Raw genomic sequence first — 527 nt, 5'->3', positions numbered from 1 at the left:
TGCCGCAGCCGCTCCTCGACCATCTTCCGCTCGGTCGTGTCCATGACGACGCCTGCCATGCCGGTGGGCCTCCCGGCAGCGTCGTAGGAGGTCTTACCCCTGACGGCGATCCAGCGGACCTCGCTGTCCGACGCCCTCCGGATCCGGCACTCAAGCTGCAGCGTGCCTCGCTCCAGCGCCGAGGCGAACGCGGCTTCCACCCCCGCGCGGTCGTCGGAAAGCACGTGCTCCAGGAACACATCCTTGCCCCAGGTCGGCTGGAGCGTCTTGTAGCCGAAGATCTGGTCGTGCCGCAGCGTGCGGCGTGCAGTGTCGGTGGCGAGGTCCAGCTCCCAATCGCCCATGTCAGCCGCCTCGAGCGCGATGGCGAGGTTGTCGCGCGCGCTCTCCAGCTCCGCCCGCGCAGCCTCCCGCTCGACGGCCGTCGTCTCGGCCCGGGTGTAGAGGAAGTCGACCTGGCGCACGTAGACGGCGAGCAGCATGACGCCGGACAGCAGCGCCCCGAGCCGTCCAGCCAGCCACCCGAC

Annotated in this window: 1 protein-coding gene; it reads right to left on the bottom strand. The window is 70.4% G+C overall.

Annotation, left to right across the window (positions count from 1 at the left end):
- Positions 1-527, bottom strand: a 527-nt coding sequence (locus JMJ56_RS33270; protein WP_202836142.1) for a PAS domain-containing protein, incomplete at both ends; no start/stop codon positions are given.

The organism is Belnapia arida, assembly GCF_016773205.1.
GTDB lineage: Bacteria > Pseudomonadota > Alphaproteobacteria > Acetobacterales > Acetobacteraceae > Belnapia > Belnapia arida.
The sequence above is the reverse complement of the archived record's forward strand: the minus strand, read 5'-3'. Positions and strand labels throughout refer to the sequence as shown.